Origin of the sequence: Jeotgalibacillus terrae, assembly GCF_016908195.1 — a bacterium.
GTDB lineage: Bacteria > Bacillota > Bacilli > Bacillales > Jeotgalibacillaceae > Jeotgalibacillus > Jeotgalibacillus terrae.
This window is the reverse complement of sequence record NZ_JAFBDK010000006.1, coordinates 221,966-241,350: the sequence shown is the minus strand read 5'-3', so window position 1 is coordinate 241,350 and position 19,385 is coordinate 221,966. Positions and strand designations below refer to the sequence as shown.

The following is a 19,385-nucleotide window of genomic DNA, read 5'->3' as shown; positions in this document are numbered from 1 at the left end:
GCATTAGAGAAAAGCCGTCCCGGAAGGGTACGGCTTTTCTGTTGCCTCAAATATGACCATGAAAGTAATCAACGTGTGAATGCTTTGACGCTTACATGTATTCTCTGAACCTCCCGGATTTTTTTCTGAACCACCACCCACCCAAACAGAATAAGTGTTCGCCATCCCTCCCTGCACATGATATGATAAGTACACAAAGCCCCGATTCATGCTTCGGACAATTTTAGGAGGAATTCCTTTGTTTACAGTTATTCTCGCAGAAAAACCTTCACAGGCAAAAAGCTACGCAGATGCATTTCACACAGCAAAAAAAACAGATGGTTATTTTCATATAGAAGATCCACTATTCCCTGGAGGAGCTGCGATTACGTGGGGATTCGGACATTTGGTATCGCTTGAGGAACCGCAGAAATATAAGCCGGAGTGGAAGCGCTGGAAGCTCGATACGCTGCCAATGATTCCGGAAGAGTTCAAGTTCACAGTGCCTTATGCAAAACGTGCGCAGTTCAATATTGTCAAAGGCCTCCTCAAAAAAGCAGACCAGATTGTAGTTGCAACAGACAGTGATCGTGAAGGGGAAAATATCGCACGCTCCATTATTGAGCAGGCGGGCTATATGCATAAGCCGACAAAGCGGCTATGGATCAACTCCCTTGAAAAAGACGTAATCCGAAAAGGCTTTCAGGAATTAAGAAACGGAGAGGATTATCTCCCATTATATGATGAAGCGCAGACAAGGCAGGTCAGTGACTGGCTTGTCGGGATGAATATCTCAAGACTTTATACACTGCTTCTCCAGGAAAAAGGGGTAGATGGTCCGTTCAGTCTGGGGAGAGTCCAGACGCCAACCCTTTATATGATCTGGCAGCGTCAGCATGAAATTGAAAACTTTAAACCTGAGCCATTCTTCCAGCTGATTGCTGATCATAAAGAAAGCGGTATTAAATTTCAGACAAAGCATAAAACAACTTTTAAAACCCGGGAAGAAGCTGACGGAATACTGCAAAAGCATGGCGTTCTAACAGGAGAAGACTCACAGGGGCGTGTTGTAAAAGCTGAGAAAAAGCTCAAAAAGATGCTTGCACCAAGTCTGCACAGTCTTTCATCGCTTCAGGCGAAAATGAACAGACGCTATAAATACAGTCCGTCGAATGTGTTAAAAACTGTTCAGGATCTTTATGAAAAAAAGCTTGTATCATACCCGAGAACGGACTGTCAGTTCATTACAATGAGTGAGTTCAGATATTTGTCAGGGCAGCTTGACCAAATGAAGCAGGCAGCCGGTACATCTTTTGAGACAGCTCACCCTAAGCCACGTCCGAAATATGTACAGGATCAGAAAGTTCAGGAGCACTATGCAATCATCCCGACTAAAAAGATGCTGACGAAGGACAGAGTCGACAAGCTGAAGCCGATGGAGAAAAACATCTACAACGAAATTCTAAACAGTACACTTGCGATGTTCCATGAAGACTATCACTATGAAGAAACGCAGATTGACGTTGATGTTAAAGGTATTCTTTTCAGCGTGAAAGGAACGGTTGAGAAAAAACGCGGCTGGAAAGAGCTATTCAGTGAAGATAATAAAAAGGACACCATCCTTCCTCCTTTAAAAACGGGGGACGATATAGGATCCATAGTGAATATAAAAGAAGATGTAACAAAGCCGCCAAAACCTTACACTGAAGGTCAGCTGATTACGATGATGAAAACAGCCGGTAAGATGCTCGAAGATGAGCAGGATCAGGCGATGCTGAAGGAAGTGGAAGGGATTGGGACGGAAGCCACCCGTGCATCCATTATCGATACTCTAAAGAAACAGCAGTATATCATCGTAACAAAAAATACGGTCTCTGTTACTGATAAAGGAGTGACACTCTGTCAGGTGATCGGTGGAACGCTGCTCAGCAGTCCAGAAATGACAGCAAGGTGGGAGACCTATCTAAAAAAGATCGGCAGAAGAGAAGGCAGTCAGGAAGCTTTCCTAAATAACATTGCGAAATTTATTCAGCATATGATTGCTGAAGCGCCTAAGCAGATGGGAGATGTAAAAGCATCTGCATCATCAGGTCAGAAAAAGTCTTCCATCATGCCCATCTGTCCGGCATGCAAAAAAGGTGTAATGGTTGATAAGGGAGGCTTTTTTGGATGCAGTGAATATAAGCAGGGCTGCAGACAGACACTGCCGAAAATGCTTCTGAAAAAGAAAATTTCAGATGCTCAGATTAAAGCGCTCTGTGAAAAAGGGCAGACCGGTATGATTAAAGGATTCAAAAGTAAAGCAGGAAAAACTTTCAGTGCCAGACTGGTGCTGAAAGATGGAAAAATCGAAATGGCTTTCAAATAGAAAAAACCGCAGCAGTCGCTGCGGTTTAAATTATTTGCCGGCAGGTGCTTTCTCCTGATTCGGCTTTGGTTTTTTCTTTTCTTCAAGCAGCCTTTTCACTTCTTCTTTATGCTTTGTATTCACAAGTATATAGAGGAAGTCTCCTGCTTTTATCTGTGTTTCACCATACGGGCTGATCAATTGATCGTTTCTGACGATTGCGCTGATCGTTGCCTGGTGGGGGAATTTCAAATCTTTTAATTTTTGTCCGACTATGGCAATGTCACGGTTTGTATGAAACTGAATCATTTCAGCATTTGCTTTACCGATTGAGATCAGTTCAAGCGAATGGTGAGGTGTATCTTTTTTTGGTCCGACAAGATTCAGCTTTTTAGCAACGTAAGAGACCGTAGATCCCTGTAGTAATGTTGAAGTCAACACAATAAAGAATACGACATTGAAAAATAGCTGCCCGTTTTCAAGACCTGCTACAACGGGGAATGTAGCCAGTATGATCGGCACAGCCCCTCTCAGTCCTGCCCATGAGATAAAGATTCTTTCTTTCATCTTATATTTCATGCCCGCGACTGATAAAAAGACTGCGATCGGACGTGCGATAAAGATCAGCACTACTGACAGGATCAGGCCATTAATGACAATTTCAGCTGAAAACAATTCGCCCGGAAATACGAGTAGTCCAAGAATAATGAACATAAGAATCTGAGACATCCAGGCAAACCCTTCATTAAATTGGAAGATAGAGTAGCGGTATGTCAGTTCATTATTTCCAATGATTAATGCAGCCACATACACTGCAAGGAACCCGCTTCCACCAATGATGGCGGTAATACTATACGTTAAAAGAGCAAATGCCACTGAAAAAATAGGATATAAACCACTCGAATCGAGCTTGATTCTGTTAAGGGCAAAAGAAGCGATACGGCCAAGGATCAACCCTGTACCAAGACCCGCTCCCATCTGCAGAATAAAAGAAGGAATCAGTCCCCAAATCGAAGCGTTCTGATTTGATATCAGCTCTATAAAAGATAATGTAAGGAAAACAGCCATTGGATCGTTCGTACCTGATTCGGCTTCAAGTGTCGCCCCCATTTTAGCTTTAATATTCCGTTCTTTTAATACAGAGAATACAGCTGCAGCATCTGTTGAACCAACAATTGCACCGAACAGAAGACCTTCAAGCAGCGTTACATCAAAAATCAGGTATGCTGCATAGCCTACGATACCGGACGTCAGAATGACACCTAATGTGGCCAGGGAAAGAGACGGCAGCGCAACTGAACGGACTGTCTGCCATTTTGTCTGCATCCCGCCTTCAAACAGGATGATAACGAGCGCGAAGATTCCGATCAGCTGAGCAGCTCGGGCATCATCAAAATAGACAATCCCAAGACCGTCACTGCCTATAAGCATACCAATGACGATAAATAAAACGAGCGCAGGCAGCCCCCATTTATTAGAAAATTTTGCTACTAATACCCCTGTAACGAGTAACAGGCCGGTTAAAAGAATAAATGAATCAATACCAAAAGACTCAATCAGCATGCGGATCACTCATTAAGCATCATCTCCGCTTCGTTTCTTTTCTTCTTCCTGCTTATAATACTGTGCTTTTTCAGCGTATTCCCTGACGATTCTCTGCATGTCAGTGCGGTCAGCTTCAGTCACTTCCCGGACGACTTTTGCAGGACGGCCAAATGCCATCATCCCTGCCGGAATTTTTTTGCCGGGTGGCACGAGACTGCCGGCGCCTATAAAAGCACCTTCCCCGACCTCTGCTCCGTCAAGAATGATTGATCCCATGCCAATCAGCGCATTTTTTCTGATCGTACAGCTGTGCAGGGTAACCTGATGTCCCACTGTGACTTCATCTTCAATCACAAGAGGGAGATCCGGACTCTGATGCAGTACGGATAAATCCTGTATATTCACTTTGTGTCCGATGATGGTTGGTGATACGTCCCCACGGATAACTGAGCCGGGCCAGACACTTGAGTCAGCTCCGATCTTTACATTACCGGTGACGGTTGCAGTTTTAGATATGTAAACACTCTGATCAATATCAGGATGATGGTCTTTAAAGGAAAGTATCATCATATCGCTCCTTTGTGATATAAAAAATATGGTATAGTTTATTTTACCACAGGCATGCTGAATACTTCACAATACAGGCTTCTATGAATTTGAAAGGCAGGTGTTCTTGTGATGTGGAAATGGGAAACAGATGGAATCGCACATGGTGTCATTGTGATCGTACATGGCGAACTTGAGCACCATGCAAGATATGGCTGGTTAATTGAAATGTGGCGTGAGAGAGGATATCACGTTGTTATGGGTGACCTGCCGGGTCAGGGCATGGTGAAGAGAACAGAAAGAGGACATATCGACTCTTTTAAAGAATATGAAACAGCAGTCGGACAATGGATTGAAGCAGCCATGCTTTTTAACCTGCCGATCTTCCTGATAGGTCAGGGGCTTGGAGGTTTAATTGCAACAAGAATGATGTATATGAAAAAGTATGAAATCGCTGGATTGATTTTATCCAATCCGAGCTTTGCATACGCTCATACACCTTCAAAATTTAGTCATCTGCTCTCGGGCAGTCTGAATAAGTTATCACCTGAACATCGATTCACATTCGGTTTTACGGTTCAGGATGCAACGCGCAATGAAGAAATTATTGAACTTGACCTTGAAGATCCGATTTATGTATCACGTGTATCTGTCAGGTGGTACCGTGAAGTGCTTTATGCAATGAAACAGACACTTGCAGAAGACAGTGATTTTCCGGATGTACCGGTGCTGCTGATGCAGGGAGGACAGAACAAACTGGTTGATACTGCACCGGCAAAGAAATGGCTGCTGTCACGTAAGCTTCACGAGTTTCAATTTAAAGAGTGGGAACAGTGCTATCACGAGGTGTTCAATGAACCAGAGCGGGATGAAGTGTTTCACTATGCAGAATCGTTTGTTAAAAATCGACTGAGATCAATTGGTTATGATCTGTAAAAGAGGTGGGTTAACATGTCAGTTCCGAATGAACCGTTATTGTTGATGAATCAGGTGTACAGAAAAGTATTTCCAATCGTTCACAGGGAGCTTTATGCCTGGAAACAAAAAGCGTTGCAGATTGAAAATGAAGAATTAAAAAAACAGGCCGTTGACAGTGTGAAAGATAAAGCTTTTCACTGTGAAGGTGGGGGGATCATGTCACTGCTTGCATTAAAGGGTAAGCGTGACGCGATCGAATTCATCGTTGCTTATCAGACGATCAGTGATTATCTTGATAATCTGTGTGACCGCAGTACCTCGCTTGACCCTGAAGATTTTGCTGCACTCCATCAGGCAATGGAGGATGCGCTCACTGTCGGGGCAGTGCCTGGAGATTATTACCGCCTGCGTGAAGACCGGGAAGATCATTATTTATCTGGTTTGGTGCTCCGTTGTCAGGAAGTGCTCTCAAGGATTCCTCATTATCCGCTTATTAAGGATGAACTATTGTATTTATCACGCATCTATTGCGAACTGCAAATACATAAACACGTGGCAGAGAATGAGAGGGAGGAAAGGCTCCAGAACTGGTTTGAAACGCACCGCAGTGATTTCCCTGAAATGGAATGGTTTGAATTCTCTGCCTGCACCGGTTCAACGCTTGGCATCTTCTGTCTGGTCTCCTATGCCCTCAGACCGGACTTTAAGCCGGAATATGCAGCTGCAATCCGGGAAAGCTACTTTCCTTACATACAGGGCCTGCATATTCTGCTTGATTACCTGATTGATCAGGAAGAAGACAGAGAAGAGGGGGATCTTAATTTCTGTTTTTACTACAGAGATCATGAGATTCTTTTTGCGAGAATGCAGCATTTTATCAGACAGGCTGACCGCCATACAAAAAAACTTCCACACAGCCGCTTTCACAAATTAATTAACCGTGGTCTGCTGGGTGTATATTTGTCTGACGATAAAGTGAACAAGCAGAAGAAAGTAAGAAAGCTTGCCAGAAAGATGATCCGTTCAAGCGGGTCAGTCAGCTTTTTCTTTTATATGAATGGACGTGCCTACAGAAACATGATGAAAATGCTGCCTGGCAATATTTATCTGAAGCAGGAACAGATATAAATCAGTCGGATATTTCGCTAAGCGGAATATTCGACTTTTTAAATAGAATTAAACATAATGTTTGGTGAGAGGAGTGGAATTATGTCACTGACATTAAGCATATTAGATCAATCTTCTATTTCAGAGGGAGGAACTGCAGAACAGGGACTAAGTCAGACGGTTGAACTCGCACAGCTTGCTGACAGGCTCGGGTTTAAGCGGTTCTGGGTGTCTGAACATCACGATACGCCTACCCTTGCAGGTTCTTCACCTGAAGTGTTAATTGCACATCTGGCAGCGAAAACCAACCGGATTAAAGTCGGTTCCGGGGGCGTCATGCTGCCGCATTATAGTGCATATAAAGTAGCAGAAAACTTTAAAGTACTAGAAGGACTGACGCCAGGACGTATTGACGTCGGTATCGGCCGGGCACCAGGCGGTATGCCGAGAGCTTCCTATGCATTATCAGACGGAAAGCCGCGCGATGTGAACCGTTATCCTGATCAGGCAGTTGAATTACTGCAGTATCTGCATGATGATATACCTGAAGATCATCCTTACGGCAATATCAAAGCAACGCCTGTCACACAGACAGTACCTGATCTGTGGATGCTTGGTTCAAGTCCTTCATCAGCCGCTTTAGCTGCTGAACTGGGCGTGCCTTATACGTTTGCTTTATTTATTAACGGACAGGGCGGTCCATCATATACACAACAGTATCTGAGAAGATTCAAGCCGTCAAAATACTATGACAAGCCAAAGCATTCAGTCGCAGTATTTACGATATGCGGTGAAACGATGGAGGATGCAGAGCGGATTGCATCGAGTCTTGACCTTTCAATGGTTATGCTTGAGCAGGGCATGCCGTCTAAAGGGACACCGAGTCCTGAGAAAGCGATGGCGTATCCGTATAGTCACTTTGAGAGAATGCGCGTGCTTGAAAACAGGAAGCGTATGGTCATTGGTGGTGTTGATCATGTTGAAAAAGAGCTGCACAGGCTTGCTGAGGAGTATGAGACTGATGAGATCATGCTGACGACGATTGCGTATGATTTTGAGGATAAGATGAATTCGTATAAGCGGATTGCAGAGAGAATGCTGTAAAAATATCGTCCTGTATGCCGCTGGCCCCTTCCGTGAAGGACTTCGCTTTCCGTGGACGAACGTCTGAGCCTCCTCGGGCAGAAAACCACTGCCCTGCGGGGTCTCAGCCCTCCGTTTTTCCACAGGAGTCTCAGCCCTTCACTTCAGGGACCAGCTGGAGGGTATTAAACTCTCTGATTTAAATTGTAAATGTTTAATTAAACGCTTTATTAAAGTTTAAAAATTTTTTAGCACAGCTGTTGATTGCAGCGGAAGGGGGATGACTCCAGCAGGAGAAACGTGACAGGTGAGACCCCGCAGAAGCGTAGCTTCGAGGAGGCTCACCGCACGTCCTGCGGAAAGCGTTCCCCCTGGAGCGGAAATCACCAACCACCTTCTAAGAACCCAAAAGATATAAAACAGCCATGTGATCAATTTGATCACATGGCTGTTTTTCATTTCTTTTCAATCGCCAGTATAAACGGCGAAGGTGTCTGGGTGTTAATGAACTGGTAGCGCAGTACCTGGGCATCGAGTCCGTCGATTTTTTCGCAGTAGCGCAGCAGGTAGTCGCGTTCAACAGCGCCTTCAGGGTGTCCGTGATAGATCACAAGAATCATCATGCCGCCTGAGCGCATGACCCGCAGGCATTGCTCAACAGCTGCAATAGTTGTGCGCGGTCTGGTCACGATCGACTCATCTCCGCCCGGCAGGTAGCCAAGGTTAAAGATCGCTCCTGCAACAGCGCCGTGATGAACCGGCGGCAGTGTGTCTTCAATGGTTTCATGACCCTGTTTGAATAACAGGACGCGATTTTTCAGTTCGTGTTCTTCAAGTTTTGAGGCAGTTTCATCAATTGCATCATCCTGCACATCAAATCCGTATACTCTGCCATGATCGCCGACAAGGCGGGCGAGAAAAAGTGTGTCGTTGCCGTTGCCGACTGTTGCATCAATGACAACTTCGCCAGGTTTAACGGCTCTCTCTAACAGCGTTCTTGTATACGGGAGAATTCGGTCGAGATTCATGCACGCACCCCGCTTACATATTTGCTTCCCTGACAGGACCCCCGCTCAATGAGTGCACGGTCTATACCCGTCAGTACTTCCCATTTATTCACGCTCCACATCGACCCGACCATCAGATCAATAGGTCCGTCACCTGTGATGCGGTGAATAATCATTTCCGGTGGTAGAATTTCCAGCTGATCACAGACAAGTTCTACGTAATCCTCCTGCGACATAAATTCCAACTGGCCTTTTTCATATTGCTTAACCATAGGTGTTCCTTTTAACAGATGCAGCAGGTGGATTTTAATTCCCTGAACATCAAGGTCCGCAACCGCTTGTGCTGTTTCCATCATCATGTCGCGGTCTTCACCAGGAAGTCCGTTAATGATATGTGAACAGACTCTGATTCCGCGGTCACGCAGCTTTTTGACGCCTTCTTTGTAGCACTCAAAATCGTGTGCGCGGTTGATCATAGTTGCAGTTGATTCATGCACAGTCTGCAGCCCTAATTCCACCCACAGATACGTGCGTTCATTCAGCTCAGCCAGATAGTCTACTACATCATCCGGCAGACAGTCAGGGCGGGTTGCAATCGATAAGCCGACTACATCCTCAAATCCGAGTACTTTCTCGTATTTTTCACGCAGTACTTCAACCGGTGCATGTGTATTCGTAAAAGCCTGGAAGTAAGCCATATACTTACCTTCCTTCCACTTACGGTGCATGCGTGTTTTGACTTCATTGAACTGAACTTCAAGTGGATCCACCCGGTTTCCTGCAAAGTCACCGGATCCTGCAGCGCTGCAGAATGTACAGCCGCCGTGTGCGACTGTGCCGTCACGATTCGGGCAGTCAAAGCCGCCGTCAAGCGCCACTTTAAATACTTTATGTCCAAACTGATTTCTTAAATGATAGTTCCATGTATGATAGCGCTTATTGTCAGCCGCATATTGAAAAGGATTTTCTGTTGCCAAAGGTTTGAACCTCCTTCATTGCTAGTAACGTACTCTTGGCATTCTACCATGATTCTTGTTAGGGGACTACTGAATGAGGATGTATTGATCAAAAAGTGCCATGTCACGCGGTGGTGTGCCGCCTTAAAGTCATAAAAGTCTGTGCGAAGGTCGTATGTCTTCGGTTAATTGTCGTATTAGCCCCAGCAACGGTTGGATACACCAGGGTTTATGGTCGTGTCGGCAGCCTCAATAGTCTTATGACACTGTTTTGTGTTCGTATCAGCCGCCACAAAGGTCGTATCCGTGTATCTGAATGTTGTATGGCCGGAACGGATGATTCGTTCACTCAAATTTCCTATCATCATCTTGTTTTCACCAACCAATACAGTTAAAATAATTTGGTACACGAAATAGATACGAAAAGAGGGACTTCAGTGCCGCGTTCTTTGTGGTTTTTAGTGATTGGTATGGCAATCAATGTAACGGGGGCTTCTTTTTTATGGCCGTTAAATACGATTTATATAAGCGGCGAGCTTGGTAAGTCACTTACAACTGCCGGGCTTGTGCTGATGGCAAATGCCGGTGCGAGTGTGCTTGGTAATCTGCTTGGCGGGGTGCTGTTTGATAAAATCGGCGGTTACCGGTCAATTATGTCAGGGATTGTGATTACGCTGACATCTGTCGGCGGACTGATGATCTGGCACGGATGGCCGCATTATGTATTCTTTATGATTTTGATCGGATTCGGTTCAGGCATCGTGTTTCCTTCCATGTATGCAATGGCCGGGTCGGTCTGGCCTGAAGGCGGCAGAAAAGCGTTTAATGCGATCTATCTTGCAACCAATATCGGGGTAGCTGCGGGGGCAGCAATGGGAGGCTTTGTTGCATCATTCTCATTTGATTATATCTTTATTGCGAACTTTGCAATGTATGTTGTTTTCTTTTTAATTGCACTTTTAACCTATAAAAAGATTGAACTGCAGCCGAACATTCAGACGAGTGTGCTGCAGGAGCGGGGCAGGATTAAGAGTAAGGCAGCTTTTACATCATTACTAATTTTATGCGCAGGATATTTATTATGCTGGGTCGGATACGTTCAGTGGCAGTCCACTATTGCCGACTACACACAGCAGATCAATATTCCGCTTGAGCAATACAGTCTGTTATGGACCGTGAACGGCGTATTAATTGTAGCTGGTCAGCCGCTGATCAAAACGATTGTTAAAAGGTTTGAGCATAACCTGAAGATCCAGATGGCCATTGGCGCAGTTATTTTTATGGTGTCATTCGGCGTGACTGCTTATGCAGGAAGTTTTCAGGGTTTTCTAGCTGCAATGATCATTCTGACGATTGGTGAGATGCTGATCTGGCCTGCTGTGCCGACTATTGCCAGCAGACTTGCACCAAAAGGCAGAGAAGGTTTTTATCAGGGTGTTGTCAACAGCACAGCTACCGGTGGAAGAATGATTGGACCGCTGCTTGGCGGGATCATGGTGGATCTGTACGGCATGACGCCGTTGTTTTTCCTATTGATCGGATTAATCTTCGTCTCCATTTTTATTACATTCGTTTACGATCTGCCTTTGAAAAAAGAACAGGCAGCCGCTGCAGCTTAAAAAGACTTGCAAGCTTTCAGTCAATTGCATACAATAGGAAATAGTCATTTATAAAAAAGACGTTGAAAAGGAATAGTAACAGTAAGCAGCCGTTAAAAGAGAGTCTGTATGTGGTGAAAACAGACCGGCAGCACTGTGAACTCACCTTTGAGTCGATTATGTGAAAAGAAGTAGCATAATCCGTTTTCCGCGATAAGGATTTGAGCGCGTGTACACGAAATTGGGTGGTACCGCGGGAGTGTATAAGCACCTCCCGTCCCATAATTGGGGCGGGAGTTTTTTGTTTATTAAAGGTAATTTTTTACATTAGGAGGAACTGGTATGAGCTTTGATCATAAAGTGATCGAAAAGAAATGGCAAAAGCACTGGCTTGAAGAAAAAACATTTAAAACAGATGAGGATTTCACAAAGAAGAAATTCTACGCACTTGATATGTTTCCATATCCATCCGGCGCAGGTCTGCACGTAGGACACCCGGAAGGTTATACAGCGACTGATATTCTTGCGCGCTATAAGCGTATGCAGGGCTATAATGTGCTTCATCCGATGGGATGGGATGCATTCGGTCTTCCTGCTGAACAATATGCACTTGATACAGGTAATTCACCTGCTGAATTCACTAAGAAAAATATCGATACATTCCGCAGACAGATCCAGGAGCTTGGCTTCTCTTATGACTGGGATCGTGAAGTAAGCACGACGGATCCTGAATATTATAAATGGACGCAGTGGATCTTCCTTAAGCTGTATGAAAAAGGACTTGCTTATGTAGATGAAGTGGCTGTGAACTGGTGCCCGGCACTTGGAACAGTTCTTGCAAATGAAGAAGTTATTGACGGTAAAAGTGAGCGCGGAGGACATCCGGTAGAGCGTCGTCCGATGAAGCAGTGGGTGCTGAAAATCACTGCTTATGCAGACCGTCTGATTGATGACCTTGAAGAACTCGACTGGCCTGAAAGCATTAAAGATATGCAGCGCAACTGGGTCGGCCGTTCTGAAGGTGCTGAAATTACATTTAACATCGATAATACAAGCGAGAAGTTCGATGTGTTCACAACGCGTCCTGATACACTTTTTGGCGCAACGTATGCAGTACTTGCACCTGAGCATCCGCTTGTTGATCAAATTACAACAGCTGAGCAGAAACATGCAGTTGATGCATATATTGAAAAAATCAAATCGAAAAGTGACCTTGAGCGTACAGATCTTGCCAAAGAGAAGACTGGTGTATTCACAGGCGCTTATGCGATCAATCCGGTAAACGATGAGAAAATGCCAATCTGGATTGCAGATTACGTGCTCATGAGTTATGGAAGCGGTGCGATTATGGCTGTACCTGCCCATGATGAAAGAGACTATGAGTTTGCGACAGAATTCAACCTGCCGATCCGTGAAGTCGTTGAAGGCGGAGACGTTTCTAAAGAGGCTTATACAGGAGAAGGTAAGCATGTGAATTCAGGTTTCCTTGACGGGCTCGGGAAAGAAGAAGCCATTACAAAATCAATTGAGTGGCTTGAAGACAAAGGTCTTGGCACTAAAAAGATTACTTATCGCCTGCGTGACTGGCTGTTCAGCCGCCAGCGTTACTGGGGTGAGCCGATTCCAATCATTCACTGGGAAGATGGAACAATGTCAGGCGTACCCGAATCAGAACTGCCGCTTGAGCTGCCAAAAACAGAAAATATTAAGCCTTCAGGAACAGGGGAGTCACCGCTTGCCAATATTGAAGACTGGGTGAATGTCACTCATCCTGAAACAGGGATGAAAGGCCGCCGTGAGACGAACACAATGCCTCAGTGGGCGGGTAGCTGCTGGTATTACCTGCGCTATATTGATCCAACGAACAGCGAAGCGCTGGCTGATCCTGAAAAAATTAAACACTGGCTGCCGGTCGATATCTATGTAGGTGGAGCTGAGCACGCTGTATTGCACCTGCTGTATGCACGCTTCTGGCATAAAGTACTTTATGATATTGGTGTAGTACCAACAAAAGAGCCGTTCCAGAAGCTGTTTAACCAGGGAATGATTCTTGGTGAAAACAACGAAAAAATGAGTAAATCAAAAGGCAACGTCGTAAACCCTGATGAAATTATCAGAACACACGGTGCCGATACGCTGCGCGTCTATGAAATGTTCATGGGACCGCTTGAAGCATCTGTTGCATGGTCTGAAAATGGTCTTGACGGTGCTAGAAGATTCCTTGAGCGTATCTGGAGACTGCTTGTAACAGACGAAGGGAAGATGACTGATAAAGTTGCTGACCAGCACAGTGATGCACTAGAAAAAGTGTATCATCAGACTGTGAAGAAAGTGACTGAAGATATTGAAGGCATCCGTTTCAATACTGCGATCTCACAGCTGATGGTATTTGTGAATGAGGCATACAAAGTTGACGTCATTCCATCAGACTATATAAAAGGCTTTATTAAAATGCTGTCACCAATTGCGCCGCACTTAGCTGAAGAACTGTGGGAAAAGATTGGTGAAGGTGAACTGAGCTATGCAGAGTGGCCAACTTTTGATGAGTCCAAGCTGACTGATGATGAAGTTGAAATCGTGGTACAAATTAACGGCAAGCTGAAGAAAAAACTGATGGTGCCGCTTGAAGCAACACGTGAAGAAATGGAAGCACTAGCAATGGAGCAGGATGAAGTGAAGTCTGCAACAGAAGGCAAAACGATCCGCAAAGTCATTGCAGTTCCAGGTAAACTCGTCAATATCGTAGCAAACTGATGGTTTTGATTGTTATAATCTAATTATGCTTAAAAGGAAAGGGTGAAGAACATGTCTGAATTAAACACAATTACTGCAAGTGAAGTACAAAAGAAGCTTGAAGCAGGAGAAAACCTGAATCTGATTGATGTCCGTGAAAATGATGAAGTAGCTGAAGGGATGATTCCTGAAGCGACTCACATTCCAATGGGTGACATTTCAATGCACCTTGATGAGCTGGATCAGGATAAAGAATACATCGTGATCTGCCGCTCCGGCCGCAGAAGTGAAAATGTAGGCTGGTTCTTGCATGACCACGGTTATAAAGTAACAAATATGACAGGCGGAATGCTTGAGTATCAGGGCGAGACAAAGCCAAAAGCATAATAAAAAGCCCGTTGCCACATGAGTATTAGTGTGGCAACGGGTATTTTTGTGTTTTAAATTTGATTTGTAGTAATTAGTGAGGCTCTCACACAGCCGCAATCCCTCACTCAGCCGCATTACTCCCGGCAAGTCTTCCCGTCACAAGCGCAGAAGTAATATTATATCCACCGGTGTACCCGTGGATATCAAGCAGCTCACCGCACAGGAATAATCCTTCGCACTTCTTTGATTTCATCGTTTTAGGCTCAATCTCCTTAATAGAAACGCCTCCGCCTGTCACAAATGCTTTTTCAATGGACTGAGTACCATTTACTTTCATATCGAAAGCAGTCAGTAAAGCAGCCATACCGCGGATTTTTTCGGATGAAATAGTACCCGCCTGCTGGTCAGGGTCAATATCCTGATGCTCCATCAGGAAATGGATGTAGCGCTCAGGCGCGAGTCCTTTCCATACATTCTTAACGGCTTTTTTCGCATCATCCTTTGCCATCTGGTTCAGCTGCTGAAAGACGTTTTCGGCATTTTGTCCGGGCATGACATTGATCCGCACTGTCACCGGTGCACCTTTTTGCTTTTTCATTTCTTTTACTGCATATTGACTGCAGCGCAGAATCGCAGGACCTGATAAACCGAAATGCGTAAAGAGCATATCCATCTGGTGCGTGACAATCGGTTTGCCATTTTTCTTCAGTACACTGACTGCAGCATCGCGCAGCGCAAGTCCCTGAAGTGATTTGTTTTTTATAAACGGTTCGTCAGACAACAGCGGAACCTCTGTCGGGAACAGATCGGTTACAGTGTGTCCTGCTTTTTCAACCCACGGGTACCCGTCACCTTCAGAGCCTGTCTGAGGCACAGACTTACCGCCGACTGCTAATACGACTGCGTCAGCCTGAATCTTTTCCTCATTTCTCGTTTCAATTCCAACGACTTGTCCATCTTCGATCAGAAGATCTTTTACAGGTGCATTGGTTCTGATCTCTACATTTAATTCACCAAGTCTGTAGAGCAGGGCATCCACCACAGATTGTGCTTTATTTGACACAGGGAACATTCTGCCGTGGTCTTCTTCCTTCAGCGCCACACCGAGACCCTCAAAAAATTCAATGATATCTTCATTATTAAAGACTGAAAATGCACTATATAAAAAACGCCCATTACCCGGAATATGTTTAATAATCTCATCAATCGGCAGCCTGTTCGTTACGTTACAGCGGCCTCCGCCTGAGATCGCAAGCTTTCTGCCAAGCTTAGTTCCTTTATCAATCAGCAGTACGCGCTCTTTTTTTTCGCCGGCTGCAATGGCTGCCATTAGTCCTGAGGGGCCTCCGCCGACGATGATTACATCATATTTCATGTTGTTTCAACTCTTTTCTGCAATATGCATCTATTCTACCGTGCAAAACACGACAATTCAATGTGCTTATCATTGTCAATCACACTGAGCGGTAGTACACTCTTATATAGTGTGAAAATTCTTGTCAGATGATTAGGAAGTGAATATTAATAGATGTCTACATCAACGCTTGTCAGAGGTACGTTTATTCTGACGCTCGGTACGTTTATCTCAAAGTTTCTCGGACTTTTTTATGTGATTCCATTCAATGAACTCGTACGTGACGAGCCGGGTGCGCTCGCACTGTACGGATATGGATACATTCCTTATACGATTTTCCTTTCAGTGGCGACTGCTGGGGTACCGCTCGCAGTATCCAAGTTTATATCCAAATACAATACGCTCGGTGAATATGAAGTAGGGCGGAAACTGTTCCGATCCGGCCTGATCCTGATGACCCTGACAGGAATTCTGTCATTTCTGATTATGTATTTATTTGCGCCTGTATTTGCTGGGATGGTTATTGCCTCAAATGAGCAGCAGGTGAGCGTGGAGCAGGTCATTACGGTGATCAGAGCGGTCAGCTTTGCGTTAATCATTATTCCTGTGATGAGTCTGATCAGGGGCTTCTTCCAGGGATATGAATCGATGGGGCCGACTGCCGTTTCCAATGTCATTGAACAGATCGTACGTATTGTCTTTCTCCTTGGCGGGGTCTATGTTGTGCTCTTCGTAATGGAAGGCTCAATGACAGAGGCGATAGGGGTTGCGACGTTCGCTGCATTCGTTGGTGGGGCAGCAAGTCTTGCCCTACTCATATATTATTACCTGAAACGTAAGCCTCATTTAGATAAATTAAGTGCGACCGGTAAAAATGAAATGGATGTCTCGATTAAGGATATGTATAAAGAAATTGTTTTATACTCGATTCCTTTTGTACTTGTCGGCGTGGCAAATCCGCTGTTTCAGGTCATTGATACACTGACATTTAATAAAGCGATGGTGTCAATCGGTCTTGCAGCTGTCTCAGATCTTCAGCTGGAGATTTTGAACTTTACTACACACAAACTTGTCATTATTCCTGTGTCGCTTGCAACTGCGTTTGCGATGACGCTGATACCGGTGATTACGTCCAGCTTTTCAACAGGGAACTGGAATAATCTTAACAGACAGATCGACCAGACATTTCAGATTCTGCTTTTCCTGACGATGCCTGCAGCAATCGGGCTGGCACTGCTTGCTGAACCTGCTTACACGGTGTTTTACGGAGCGGATGAGCTTGGAACAGCCGTGCTGAGAACGTATGCGCCTGTTGCGATTTTATTTGCTATTTATACAGTTACTGCTGCGATGATGCAGGGCATTAATGAACAGAGATGGAGTGTGCTCAGCTTACTTGTTGGCTTGTTAATAAAGCTGTCACTCAACATTCCGCTCGTTCAGATGATGGAAGTCCAGGGGGCTGTACTTGCTACTAGCATCGGCTATGTGGCAGCAATCGTGATTAACCTGTTTGTCATTAAATATTATGCAGCTTATAAATACAGAATGGTTGTCAGAAGAACGATGCTGATGCTGATCTTTAATGTGATTATGGCTATACCGGTTCTCGCACTTTATTTTGGACTGGATCTTGTTTTCGATCCGGAAAACAGACTGCACGCAGTGATTATTTTAGCAATATGTGGGCTTGTCGGAGCTTTTGTCTATGCTGTCCTCAGCATGAAATCGCGACTTGCAGACAGACTGTTCGGTGACCGGATTACGCGTTTACGCAACAAATTTTCTTAAAAAGGATGTTTCTGATGAGACTCGACAAACTGCTATCGAATATGGGTTATGGCAGTAGAAAAGAAATGAAAAAATGGCTGAAGTCAGGTGCTGTCACCGTTGACGGCAAGCCTGTTAAAGACGGCAAGCAGCAGGTGAATCCTGAACATCAGACCGTTACAGTGAACGGGGAAGAAGTTCACTACAGAGAGTTCGTCTATCTGATGATGAATAAACCGCAGGGTGTCATTTCAGCGACTGAAGACGGGTTGCATGAAACGGTCATTGACCTGATTGATCCGGATTATCACCTGTTTGAGCCTTTTCCGGTTGGCAGGCTTGATAAGGATACAGAAGGGTTCCTGCTTCTCACGAATGACGGCGGACTGGCACATGATCTGTTATCGCCTAAAAAGCATGTGGCAAAGACGTACTATGCAAAAGTAGCGGGTCATGTAACAGAAGATGATATAGAAACTTTTGAAAATGGTGTCACACTGGATGATGGATATGAAACAAAGCCGGGGGATCTTGTCATTTTACAAAGCGGAGAAACCTCAGAGATCGAACTGACGATTACAGAAGGAAAGTTCCATCAGGTCAAACGGATGTTTCAGGCAGTCGGAAAGGAAGTTGTGTTCTTAAAAAGACTTTCCATGGGGCCGCTCGAACTTGATCCTGAACTCGAACCTGGGGAGTACCGTGAATTGAGTGAGGAAGAATTATTAAAATTACAGAATCGATAAAAGAACTGAGTCATCAGGTTTAACTGACATCCAGCTGACCCTTGGAGCGGGAAACGTAGACTCCCGCGGAAAGGGTCAGCTTTTTAAATCCTCACAATAACAAAACAAGAGCAGCGCTGCGGCGCTGCTCTTTTATACTTTCAATTTATGAAATTTTTACTTTCTTCTCTGTCGTTGTCCATTTGCCCCGACTAGGACTTGTCACTAAATCGTTATAGGCTAACACATTCAAATCCCTTTGAATGGTGCGAGGTGTAATGCCGAATTCATCTACCAAATCATTTGTAGTCACTGTTCCATTGTCTTTAATGAACATATAGACAGATTTGATACGCGTCAGCATTCTGTTCGTAGTTGGTTTCAAAAAACCACTCCCTCATCTTTTTTCCATGGCAATGACGACGGTTAACAGGTTATTCATGCTCAGAAATAAAATTGGATGCCTGACGACAGCCCCTTCTTATTCTTTTTCGACAATTATGATTGTCTGACAATTTCATTGTACACCCCCTTCAAGTAAAATTCCACCCTTTTGTACCTATTTACAAACTATTAACATTTTTTCAAATGAATCGTTCGTTATTGAAAGAAACAGAAACTTTTAGACAGATAAACCGTAAGTATTAAAAAGGGAGTGGGTTTATGCTGAAAGTACATATACAGTCAGGAAGTTACATACCGAATCAATCAACAATCCAACATATACATTTTCAGCTTCAACAGGGCGAGCTGCTTGTAATGATCGGATCTAACGGTGCAGGAAAGAGTACGACGCTGAAAGCGATCATGGGTCAGCTGCCATTTTTAGAAGGGGAAGTAGTATTTCAAAAAAACATACGTTACTCATTTATACCGGAAAGGCCTGTCTTTTATGACGAATTAACACTCCAGGAGCATTTGCAGTTTATTGCTGATATTGAAGAACTGCCGGAAGCGGAATGGAAGCCAAGAGCGAAAATGTGGCTTGAGAAATTTCAGCTGATGAAAGTGATTCATGAACTGCCGGGAACTTTTTCTAAAGGCATGCAGCAAAAAGCGATGCTGCTGCTTGCACTTTTAACAAAACCGTCACTGTGGATAATCGATGAGCCTTTTATGGGACTTGACCCTTCAGCAGTGAAGTTGTTCATGAAGCTGATTGAAGAGGAGAGGAAGAGGGGTGCAGGGATATTGATGTGCACCCATGTCCTTGATACAGCAGAGAAGATCGGAGACAGATTTGTGATTATTGCAGAAGGGACTGTGTCTGCTCAGGGAACGCTTGAGGAAGTATTGTCTCAGCATGGCGCTACGGATCTGTATGGCTGTATTCCGGAGGCTGAGTAAC

16 protein-coding genes and 1 other annotated feature are annotated in these 19,385 nt (G+C 44.6%); of the genes, 10 read left to right on the top strand and 6 right to left on the bottom strand.

Going from position 1 to position 19,385, the window contains the following annotated elements:
- The first annotated feature begins 238 nt into the window (after positions 1 to 238).
- A complete protein-coding gene (locus JOD21_RS08300) occupies positions 239 to 2,347 on the top strand; it encodes a type IA DNA topoisomerase (RefSeq protein ID WP_204729152.1) in 2,109 nt (702 codons plus the stop codon).
- Positions 2,348 to 2,377: 30 nt separating this feature from the next.
- Here JOD21_RS08300 and JOD21_RS08295 read toward each other — a convergent pair whose 3' ends face one another.
- Both JOD21_RS08295 and JOD21_RS08290 read right to left on the bottom strand, forming a co-directional pair.
- Positions 2,378 to 3,889, bottom strand: a complete 1,512-nt coding sequence (locus tag JOD21_RS08295) for a potassium/proton antiporter (protein WP_204729151.1) — start codon at positions 3,887 to 3,889, stop codon at positions 2,378 to 2,380.
- Between the two features lie 12 nt (positions 3,890 to 3,901).
- Positions 3,902 to 4,438 carry a gamma carbonic anhydrase gene (locus JOD21_RS08290; RefSeq protein WP_204729150.1) on the bottom strand — a complete coding sequence of 179 codons (537 nt, stop codon included), beginning with the start codon at positions 4,436 to 4,438 and terminating at the stop codon, positions 3,902 to 3,904.
- Between the two features lie 111 nt (positions 4,439 to 4,549).
- Here JOD21_RS08290 and JOD21_RS08285 point away from each other — a divergent pair, with 111 nt between their 5' ends.
- The 3 genes from JOD21_RS08285 to JOD21_RS08275 all read left to right on the top strand — a co-directional run bounded on the left by JOD21_RS08285 (position 4,550) and on the right by JOD21_RS08275 (position 7,546).
- A complete protein-coding gene (locus JOD21_RS08285; RefSeq protein WP_204729149.1) occupies positions 4,550 to 5,353 on the top strand; it encodes an alpha/beta fold hydrolase in 804 nt (267 codons plus the stop codon).
- Between the two features lie 15 nt (positions 5,354 to 5,368).
- Entirely contained in the window at positions 5,369 to 6,463 is a 1,095-nt protein-coding gene (locus tag JOD21_RS08280) for a tetraprenyl-beta-curcumene synthase family protein (RefSeq protein ID WP_204729148.1), read from the top strand.
- 81 nt (positions 6,464 to 6,544) lie between these two features.
- Complete coding sequence (locus tag JOD21_RS08275; protein WP_204729147.1) at positions 6,545 to 7,546, top strand: LLM class flavin-dependent oxidoreductase; 1,002 nt, start codon at positions 6,545 to 6,547, stop codon at positions 7,544 to 7,546.
- Between the two features lie 434 nt (positions 7,547 to 7,980).
- Here JOD21_RS08275 and mnmM read toward each other — a convergent pair whose 3' ends face one another.
- Positions 7,981 to 8,553 carry a tRNA 5-(aminomethyl)-2-thiouridylate-methyltransferase MnmM gene (gene mnmM, locus JOD21_RS08270; RefSeq protein WP_204729146.1) on the bottom strand — a complete coding sequence of 191 codons (573 nt, stop codon included), beginning with the start codon at positions 8,551 to 8,553 and terminating at the stop codon, positions 7,981 to 7,983.
- Positions 8,550 to 9,509, bottom strand: a complete 960-nt coding sequence (gene mnmL, locus JOD21_RS08265; RefSeq protein ID WP_204729145.1) for a tRNA modification radical SAM protein MnmL/YtqA — start codon at positions 9,507 to 9,509, stop codon at positions 8,550 to 8,552. Before mnmL ends, mnmM begins: the two co-directional genes overlap by 4 nt.
- Positions 9,510 to 9,925: 416 nt before the next feature.
- On the opposite strand from mnmL, the gene JOD21_RS08260 reads away from it, so the two are divergent.
- The 3 genes from JOD21_RS08260 (at position 9,926) to JOD21_RS08250 (ending at position 14,206) form a co-directional block, all read left to right on the top strand.
- Positions 9,926 to 11,107: an MFS transporter gene (locus tag JOD21_RS08260; protein ID WP_204729144.1), complete on the top strand. Its 1,182-nt coding sequence runs from the start codon at positions 9,926 to 9,928 to the stop codon at positions 11,105 to 11,107.
- A gap of 53 nt (positions 11,108 to 11,160) precedes the next feature.
- Positions 11,161 to 11,371: a binding site (T-box leader), on the top strand.
- Between the two features lie 57 nt (positions 11,372 to 11,428).
- On the top strand, positions 11,429 to 13,840 hold the full coding sequence (leuS, locus tag JOD21_RS08255) for a leucine--tRNA ligase (RefSeq protein ID WP_204729143.1): 2,412 nt from the start codon (positions 11,429 to 11,431) through the stop codon (positions 13,838 to 13,840).
- Between the two features lie 51 nt (positions 13,841 to 13,891).
- The gene (locus JOD21_RS08250; RefSeq protein WP_204729142.1) at positions 13,892 to 14,206 is read left to right on the top strand and encodes a rhodanese-like domain-containing protein; all 315 of its coding nucleotides are present in this window, start codon (positions 13,892 to 13,894) and stop codon (positions 14,204 to 14,206) included.
- A gap of 103 nt (positions 14,207 to 14,309) precedes the next feature.
- Here JOD21_RS08250 and JOD21_RS08245 read toward each other — a convergent pair whose 3' ends face one another.
- On the bottom strand, positions 14,310 to 15,563 hold the full coding sequence (locus tag JOD21_RS08245; protein WP_204729141.1) for a BaiN/RdsA family NAD(P)/FAD-dependent oxidoreductase: 1,254 nt from the start codon (positions 15,561 to 15,563) through the stop codon (positions 14,310 to 14,312).
- Between the two features lie 153 nt (positions 15,564 to 15,716).
- Between JOD21_RS08245 and JOD21_RS08240 the strand changes: the two genes are divergently transcribed.
- Positions 15,717 to 17,333: a putative polysaccharide biosynthesis protein gene (locus JOD21_RS08240; protein ID WP_204729140.1), complete on the top strand. Its 1,617-nt coding sequence runs from the start codon at positions 15,717 to 15,719 to the stop codon at positions 17,331 to 17,333.
- Positions 17,334 to 17,347: 14 nt separating this feature from the next.
- Entirely contained in the window at positions 17,348 to 18,058 is a 711-nt protein-coding gene (locus JOD21_RS08235) for a pseudouridine synthase (protein WP_204729139.1), read from the top strand.
- 145 nt (positions 18,059 to 18,203) lie between these two features.
- Here the strand turns inward: JOD21_RS08235 and JOD21_RS08230 are convergent, their stop codons facing one another.
- Entirely contained in the window at positions 18,204 to 18,422 is a 219-nt protein-coding gene (locus JOD21_RS08230) for a DeoR family transcriptional regulator (RefSeq protein WP_041122957.1), read from the bottom strand.
- Between the two features lie 278 nt (positions 18,423 to 18,700).
- Here JOD21_RS08230 and JOD21_RS08225 point away from each other — a divergent pair, with 278 nt between their 5' ends.
- A complete protein-coding gene (locus JOD21_RS08225) occupies positions 18,701 to 19,384 on the top strand; it encodes an ABC transporter ATP-binding protein (protein ID WP_204729138.1) in 684 nt (227 codons plus the stop codon).
- Position 19,385 lies beyond the last annotated feature (1 nt).

What these genes read in the sequence shown, in the direction of transcription:
- JOD21_RS08245 (WP_204729141.1), bottom strand. Translation starts at nt 15,563, where the DNA reads ATGAAATATGATGTAATCATCGTCGGCGGAGGCCCCTCAGGACTAATG.
- JOD21_RS08275 (WP_204729147.1), top strand. Translation starts at nt 6,545, where the DNA reads ATGTCACTGACATTAAGCATATTAGATCAATCTTCTATTTCAGAGGGA.
- JOD21_RS08235 (WP_204729139.1), top strand. Translation starts at nt 17,348, where the DNA reads ATGAGACTCGACAAACTGCTATCGAATATGGGTTATGGCAGTAGAAAA.
- JOD21_RS08290 (WP_204729150.1), bottom strand. Translation starts at nt 4,438, where the DNA reads ATGATACTTTCCTTTAAAGACCATCATCCTGATATTGATCAGAGTGTT.
- JOD21_RS08225 (WP_204729138.1), top strand. Translation starts at nt 18,701, where the DNA reads ATGCTGAAAGTACATATACAGTCAGGAAGTTACATACCGAATCAATCA.
- JOD21_RS08295 (WP_204729151.1), bottom strand. Translation starts at nt 3,889, where the DNA reads ATGCTGATTGAGTCTTTTGGTATTGATTCATTTATTCTTTTAACCGGC.
- JOD21_RS08285 (WP_204729149.1), top strand. Translation starts at nt 4,550, where the DNA reads ATGTGGAAATGGGAAACAGATGGAATCGCACATGGTGTCATTGTGATC.
- mnmM (WP_204729146.1), bottom strand. Translation starts at nt 8,553, where the DNA reads ATGAATCTCGACCGAATTCTCCCGTATACAAGAACGCTGTTAGAGAGA.
- JOD21_RS08240 (WP_204729140.1), top strand. Translation starts at nt 15,717, where the DNA reads ATGTCTACATCAACGCTTGTCAGAGGTACGTTTATTCTGACGCTCGGT.
- JOD21_RS08280 (WP_204729148.1), top strand. Translation starts at nt 5,369, where the DNA reads ATGTCAGTTCCGAATGAACCGTTATTGTTGATGAATCAGGTGTACAGA.
- leuS (WP_204729143.1), top strand. Translation starts at nt 11,429, where the DNA reads ATGAGCTTTGATCATAAAGTGATCGAAAAGAAATGGCAAAAGCACTGG.
- JOD21_RS08250 (WP_204729142.1), top strand. Translation starts at nt 13,892, where the DNA reads ATGTCTGAATTAAACACAATTACTGCAAGTGAAGTACAAAAGAAGCTT.